Raw genomic sequence first — 6,497 nt, forward strand, 5'->3', positions numbered from 1 at the left:
ACAACAGGTTTGTTTTGTATAGCGCCAGACTTGCCTCAGAGAAGTAAAAAATCTGGCGCCGGTTGGTTGTTGCCGGTGGGTTGGCAGTCGTTGGTCAGTAACTTCGCTCGCGGTCAACCTGGCCAAGCATTGACTCACCGCGTTGATGACGGCGGATATTCTCCAGCAACACGCTAAACGCACTTTCCGGTTGGGTCATCGCAGCGATATGCGGTGTCAGCAATATCTGCGGGTGGTGCCAGAAGGGATGGTCCGGCGCCGCTGGCTCCTGTTCCAGTACGTCGAGCACCGCCGCGCTGAGCTGGCCGCTGGCCAAAGCCTCAAGCAGATCCTCTTCTATCAGGTGCCCACCCCGGCCCATGTTGACCAAGGCAGCACCTTTGGGCAGGTGCTTGAACAACTGTCGGTTGAGAATCCCTTTAGTCTCCTCGGTCAATGGCAAGACGCAAACCACGATGTCGCAACGGCCGAGGAAGGCCGGAAGTTGCTCGGCACCCGCAAAGCAGTCCACCCCGGCAATGCGATGCTCACTGCGTGCCCAGCCTGATAAGTCGAATCCAAAGGTCTGCAAGGTGGCTAGAATCTGTTGAGCTTGCGTGCCGAGCCCCATGACACCTACCCGACGTTTGGCAGCAGGTTGCAGCAGGTGAGCCTGCCAGCACCGAGCCATTTGTTGCTGGCGATAACGAAGCATATCCCGGTGCAGGCTGAGCACCGCAAAACTGGCGTATTCGCACATGCCGCGGGTGATGCTCGGGTCGAGTAAACGTACCACCGGCAGGGTCGTTGGCAGACGGTCAAGGTCAAGTTGGTCGACCCCGGCCGACAAGGCGAACAGTACCTGCAGGTTTGGCAACAATGTTTCGAGATCGTCCGGCGCCTGCCAGGCTGCCAGGTAGCGAATATCCTTCGGATCGCCGATGTCCGGCCAGGCACGCCATTCGATATCCGGAGCGTGCTCAGCGAATAGGCGCTTCCATTGTTCGCCGCGCACCGGGTCAGCTTTATAGAGCAGGGCCATGGGTAACTTCTCGCTTTAGATTGGGAGTATCCAGCATGCCCGAGTGGCAGAGCAGGATATGTCGAAAGAATCTGCGTAAACGCATAACGTTGCGTTGTATGGGGTGCACGTCGGCAGATTCCATGGGAGCTGGCTACAGCTGAAGGATTCTGCTGTTTACCGGGGTGAAAACAGTCGATCCGAATTTCTCAGAGGCCAAGTTCGGCTTAGACAATTGCGTCGAAAGCTTAACCTTTGGAACACATCGCAGCCGTTTTCCGGTTGCCAGGTTCACTATGGGAGATGCCATGAACAGTAAAGTCGAAGAAACCCCGAGTTTGCTCCGTCAACGCGATCAGTTCGTGCCACGGGGTTTGGTCACGGCACACCCGCTGGTCATTGACCGGGCTCAGGGTTCTGAGGTGTGGGACGTGGACGGGACGCGCTACCTGGACTTCGTCGGCGGCATTGGCGTTTTGAACATCGGTCACAATCACCCGAAGGTGGTCGCGGCAGTGCAGACCCAGTTGCAAAAGATCAGCCATGCTTGCTTCCAGGTGGTGGCCTACAAACCTTATATCGACCTGGTACAGCGTTTGTGCGAGTTGGTGGGTGGTCAAGAAGCCTACAAGGCGGCGCTGTTTACGTCCGGTGCAGAGGCTGTGGAGAACGCGGTGAAGATCGCCCGCGCACATACCAATCGTCCAGCCGTTATCTCCTTTCGTGGCGGTTTCCATGGGCGTACTTTACTGGGCACGACGCTGACGGGCATGAGCCAACCCTACAAGCAGAACTTCGGGCCCTTCGCTCCCGAAGTCTTCCATACGCCATACCCTAACGCCTATCGCGGTTTCAGCAGCGAGATGGCGCTGCAAGCTCTGAACGAATTGCTGGCGACCCAAGTCGCTCCGGATCGCGTAGCTGCGATCATCATCGAGCCGGTGCAGGGCGATGGAGGCTTCCTTAGCGCACCACCGGAGTTTCTCCAGGCGCTGCGGGCTCTGACCGAACAACATGGCATCGTGCTCATTCTGGATGAAATTCAGACTGGCTTCGGCCGTACCGGCAAATGGTTCGGTTTCCAGCACGCCGGGATTCAGCCGGATCTGGTCACAGTCGCCAAGAGTCTCGCCGGTGGTTTGCCCATATCGGGCGTGGTGGGTCGTGCGCACATCATGGACGCGCCATTACCTGGCGGTCTCGGTGGTACTTACGGCGGTAACGCCCTGGCTTGCGCAGCGGCGTTGGCGGTGATCGAAACTTACGAACAGGATCAGTTGCTCGAGCGTGGTGAGGTATTGGGCGAGCGGCTGCGTCAGGGCCTGCTGCGCTTGCAGGAACGTTACCCTCGTATTGGTGACGTGCGCGGCACCGGCTTCATGCTGGCAATCGAACTGATCAAAGACGATGAGGCCCGCAGCCCCGATGCAGAGCTCACCCAAAAACTGATCGATCAGGCAAGGGTTGGCGGGCTGTTGGTGATCAAATGCGGGGTGTACCGAAATGTGCTGCGCTTCCTCGCTCCTCTGGTAACCGAAGAACATCAGATCGACGAAGCGCTGACAATTCTTGAAGCGGCATTGTTGCGAGTGTTGGATTAATCTCAGGTCTCGGTTGGCGCAATATAGCAATGCGCCGACCGAGGGCATTTAGAGCACATGGATTGATGAATGCATCATGGGAGGCTACGCACCATGTACCTGACTGATTATCGTGCACTGCTGATCGATTGCGACGAAGTCCTGGTCGATCGGGATTCCGGTATCTGGACGGCCCTGCAACCTTTGCTCGAAGAGCATCCGGGCATGCCAGGCAGGGAAGAGGTATTGGCTGAGTTTGACGAGGCGGTGCGCACGCTCTATCCACGTTTTTCCGAGCTGGGCTTCAGTGGCTTGTTGTGCTTTGCCCATCGTCAGCTGGCAGAGCGTTTTGGGCTCAAGGCCAGTTGGGAAGAGGGTATGAGTTTCGCCCGTTCGGCATGCAACTGGTCGCTGTTCGAGGACGCGCCCGGCGCCATGTTGTATCTGCGCAAATTCTATCGGCTGCTGGTGTATTGCGATCGTGATGCCGAGGATCGCGAACAGCTCTGCGAGCGTTTGGGGATTCTGCCCGAAGACTTGCATTCCCGAGCCAGTAATCCACTGGAGGACAGCGAATGGTTGCTGGCCAACAACCTGGAGCCCAAAAGTATTCTGCAGGTTTCCAGACCTCCTGCGCAGCCACCAAAAGCGGCTGGTTTGTGCCTGATCCGTCGTGGCCATGAGAATTATACTCAGGAATATTCCGCAGAATTTTACATCACCAGCATGGCTGACCTGGTCGCTCAGCATCAGCTATCTTTGCGACGTTGAGTTTGCTAAAACCACTGTCTAACTGAACGGCAATCAAGAGGTACCCGATGGAAGGTTTAATTAAACTAGACCGAATTGATATCAGTATCCTGGTTGAACTTCAAAAAGACGGCCGAATGACCAATGTCAGTCTGGCCGATGCTGTGGGTCTGTCATCCAGCCCATGCTTGCAGCGGGTAAAGCGGCTTGAGTCTGCCGGCTATATTTCCGGGTATAGAGCTCATCTAAACCTTGCCAAGATCACCGATTCGGTCACGGTATTTACTGAGATTACGCTCAGCGACCATAAACGTGAGGACTTCGCCAAGTTCGAATCCAATATTCGTTTGGTCGATGAGGTACTTGAGTGCCATTTAGTCAGCGGCGGTTACGATTACCTGGTGCGCTTCATGACCTGCAGTATTCAGCATTATCAGGAAGTAATCGAAGGGCTGCTGGACAAGAATATCGGTATCTCCAAGTATTTCAGTTATATCGTAATTAAATCCCCAGTACTTAAAGATGGGGTTCCGCTGCGTCGGCTATTACGTCACTGATGCCACTCCGGTCACTTCATGTCTGCTGATTTCCCTGGCGGCTTAATCTCGATTGCCAATGAGAAGGATATTGGTGCATTTAATTGTGCATTTAGCACTTTTATTTGAAAGTAAAAGCTATTAAATGAGAATAGGAATTGATAGCATTAATCGCAATTCCTGCCGGCTCTCGATGTGCCTGGTATCTTCTCGAAGGTTATATGTTCATGCGTCGAACTCTCGTTTCTCTGTGTGTGATTCAAGCCATCTCTCCGTCCACCTGGGCTGAACAATCACCAACTGATCCCGCGTCCTTGGAGTTACAAGCGATCGATATCAATGGCATATTCGCTGAGCAGGCCCAAGGGCCGGTCCAGGGGTATCGCGCGACCCGTTCGGCCAGTGCCACGCGTACCGACACCTCGATCCACGAAACGCCTCAGTCCATTACTGTGGTGCCCAAAGACGTTGTGGAGGACATCAGTGCCACTCGCTTGCAGGACGCCCTCGACTACGCCGGCGGGGTGGGGCGGGCCAACAATTTCGGTGGCCAGGGGCTGACCACCTTTACCGTGCGTGGCTTTACCACGGGTGAGTTTTATCGCAACGGCTTCCCGATCAATCGCGGTTATCCGAACATGCCGGATGCCAACACCATCGAACGGCTCGAAGTGCTCCGAGGGCCGGCGACTATGCTCTACGGCCGCGGCGATCCGGGCGGTACCTTCAATGTCATCTCCAAACAACCGCTGGCCGAGCCCACTGTGACGCTGGGTAGTCAAATCGATGACCAGGGAATGAAGCGTGGCACCCTGGATGCTTCCGGCCCGCTCGACGAAGAGGGGCGCCTGGCCTATCGCTTGAACGTGGTGGGTGAGGGCGGCGATACCTTCCGCGATCATGTCGAAACCGAACGTTACGGCGTAACGCCGGTGCTTTCCTGGCAGGCCAACGACGACACCAAGGTGATTTTCGAAGGCGACTTCATGCGCAATAACCACCCGCTCGATCGCGGCCTGACGCGCTTTCCAAACCAGATTGGCACCGCCTCTCGCGACACCTTCTTCGGCGAAAAAGACGTTGGCAAACTGCACAACGACAACAATATGGCGCAGTTGCGTTTCGAACACCTGCTTGACGATAACTGGACGCTGGGTGGCGGATTCCAATGGCTCGACGGCACACTGCAAGGCAATGCGGTCGAGGCCAACGGTGTCGCAGCCGACGGGCGCACTCTGGGCCGCAACTTCAACTACCGCAAGCTGGAGTGGACGGACAAGGACACCCAGCTCAACCTCACCGGGCATTTCACCGCGGGCGGTTTCGATCACACGTTGCTGACCGGCGTCGAGTACGAAAATTACGACTACCAGTCGATCATCCAGCGCTCCAGCGGGGCGGTGAGTGCCTACCCGATCGATATCTTCGACCCGGTGTATGGCCAGCCACGTCCAGCCTTGACCCGCACCCCGACCAACGACAAGGAAAACCTCAAGACCTACGCCGCTTTCGTCCAGGACCAGGTGGCCTTGACCGAGCGTTTGCGAGTCCTGGCCGGGGCCCGTTTCGAGCGCTTCGAGCATGACTACGAAACCTTCGTGCCGGGTGGCAGAAGCTGGCAGGCCAGCGACAATGCCGTAACGCCGCGCGTCGGGGTGACGTATGACCTCACCGACACCGTGGCGATCTATGCCGATACAGCTCGCTCGTTCAAGCCCAATTCCGGTGCCAGTCGCCAGGGTGGTGGTTTTGACCCGGAGAAGGGCAAATCCTATGAGCTGGGTATCAAGTGGGAAGCGTTGGACAGTCAGCTGAGTGTCGACGCGGCGATCTACCAGATCGAAAAACGCAATGTGCTCACCACCGATCCTGTGGACCCGACCTTCAGCGTGGCGGCAGGCGAGGTGCGCAGCCGTGGATTTGACCTGAACATCGCCGGCAACCTGACCCCGCAATGGCGGGTGATCGGCGGCTACGCTTATGTCGATGCCGAAGTGACCAAGGACAACGTCATCCAGTCCGGCACCCGGCTGATGAACATTCCGCAGAACAGCTTCAGCCTGCTCAATGTCTACGAGTTCCAGGATGGCGCGTTCAAGGGGCTGGGGCTTGGCACCGGGCTCAAGTATGTCGATGAACGCGCAGGGCAGACAGCCAACATGGCGTTTTCGATGGGCAGCTACACGGTTGTCGATCTACTGAGCTACTACAAGGTCAACGACCGAATCAGGCTTAACCTGGATTTGAAGAACCTGACTGACGAAGATTATGAGGAAGGCGCTTTCGGCAATGTCTACGCCTATCCAGGGGCGCCGAGAACCGTACAGGTTGGTATTTCATACACCTTGTAGGGAGAACTTTCCTGGGGCGCGCGCGAGGGGTATTGCTCAGCCGCTTCTGGATATGACTTGTCGTTAAAAGAGCACAACACCATCACGGACGGGCTTGAGACGTCGGCTGTAGTGCTTGCGAGCCGTGCACGTTTAATCAATGCAAAACATTTAACAAAAACAACTATTCCACCGAGGTAAGAAAGATGAGTGCGGCTTCCCTGTATCCCGTTCGTCCCGAGGTTCTGGCTAACACGCTGACCGACGAGGCGACCTACAAGGCGATGTACCAGCAGTCGGT

At 56.4% G+C, this 6,497-nt stretch carries 6 protein-coding genes; 5 read left to right on the forward strand and 1 reads right to left on the reverse strand.

Going from position 1 to position 6,497, the window contains the following annotated elements:
- Positions 1-94: 94 nt before the first annotated feature.
- Positions 95-1,021, reverse strand: coding sequence for a 2-hydroxyacid dehydrogenase (locus KGB20_RS15115; RefSeq protein ID WP_223532702.1), 927 nt, complete (start codon positions 1,019-1,021; stop codon positions 95-97).
- Between the two features lie 287 nt (positions 1,022-1,308).
- On the opposite strand from KGB20_RS15115, the gene gabT reads away from it, so the two are divergent.
- The 5 genes from gabT to KGB20_RS29305 all read left to right on the forward strand — a co-directional run.
- Positions 1,309-2,601 (forward strand): 4-aminobutyrate--2-oxoglutarate transaminase, encoded by a 1,293-nt coding sequence (gabT, locus tag KGB20_RS15120; protein ID WP_223532704.1) that lies wholly within the window; start codon positions 1,309-1,311, stop codon positions 2,599-2,601.
- 93 nt (positions 2,602-2,694) lie between these two features.
- Positions 2,695-3,351, forward strand: a complete 657-nt coding sequence (locus tag KGB20_RS15125) for an HAD family hydrolase (RefSeq protein WP_223532706.1) — start codon at positions 2,695-2,697, stop codon at positions 3,349-3,351.
- A gap of 47 nt (positions 3,352-3,398) precedes the next feature.
- The gene (locus KGB20_RS15130; protein ID WP_008017091.1) at positions 3,399-3,887 is read left to right on the forward strand and encodes an Lrp/AsnC family transcriptional regulator; all 489 of its coding nucleotides are present in this window, start codon (positions 3,399-3,401) and stop codon (positions 3,885-3,887) included.
- A gap of 206 nt (positions 3,888-4,093) precedes the next feature.
- Positions 4,094-6,217 carry a TonB-dependent siderophore receptor gene (locus KGB20_RS15135; RefSeq protein WP_223532708.1) on the forward strand — a complete coding sequence of 708 codons (2,124 nt, stop codon included), beginning with the start codon at positions 4,094-4,096 and terminating at the stop codon, positions 6,215-6,217.
- A 185-nt stretch (positions 6,218-6,402) separates the two neighbouring features.
- Positions 6,403-6,497, forward strand: a 95-nt coding sequence (locus tag KGB20_RS29305; protein WP_371321739.1) for a hypothetical protein, incomplete at its 3' end; no start/stop codon positions are given.

Source organism: Pseudomonas sp. BF-R-30, from assembly GCF_019956175.1.
Lineage (GTDB): Bacteria > Pseudomonadota > Gammaproteobacteria > Pseudomonadales > Pseudomonadaceae > Aquipseudomonas > Aquipseudomonas jessenii.

Bases quoted from the DNA above. Each gene is read 5' to 3' on its own strand.
- KGB20_RS15135 (WP_223532708.1), top strand. From the start codon at position 4,094: ATGCGTCGAACTCTCGTTTCTCTGTGTGTGATTCAAGCCATCTCTCCG.
- gabT (WP_223532704.1), top strand. From the start codon at position 1,309: ATGAACAGTAAAGTCGAAGAAACCCCGAGTTTGCTCCGTCAACGCGAT.
- KGB20_RS15130 (WP_008017091.1), top strand. From the start codon at position 3,399: ATGGAAGGTTTAATTAAACTAGACCGAATTGATATCAGTATCCTGGTT.
- KGB20_RS15125 (WP_223532706.1), top strand. From the start codon at position 2,695: ATGTACCTGACTGATTATCGTGCACTGCTGATCGATTGCGACGAAGTC.
- KGB20_RS15115 (WP_223532702.1), bottom strand. From the start codon at position 1,021: ATGGCCCTGCTCTATAAAGCTGACCCGGTGCGCGGCGAACAATGGAAG.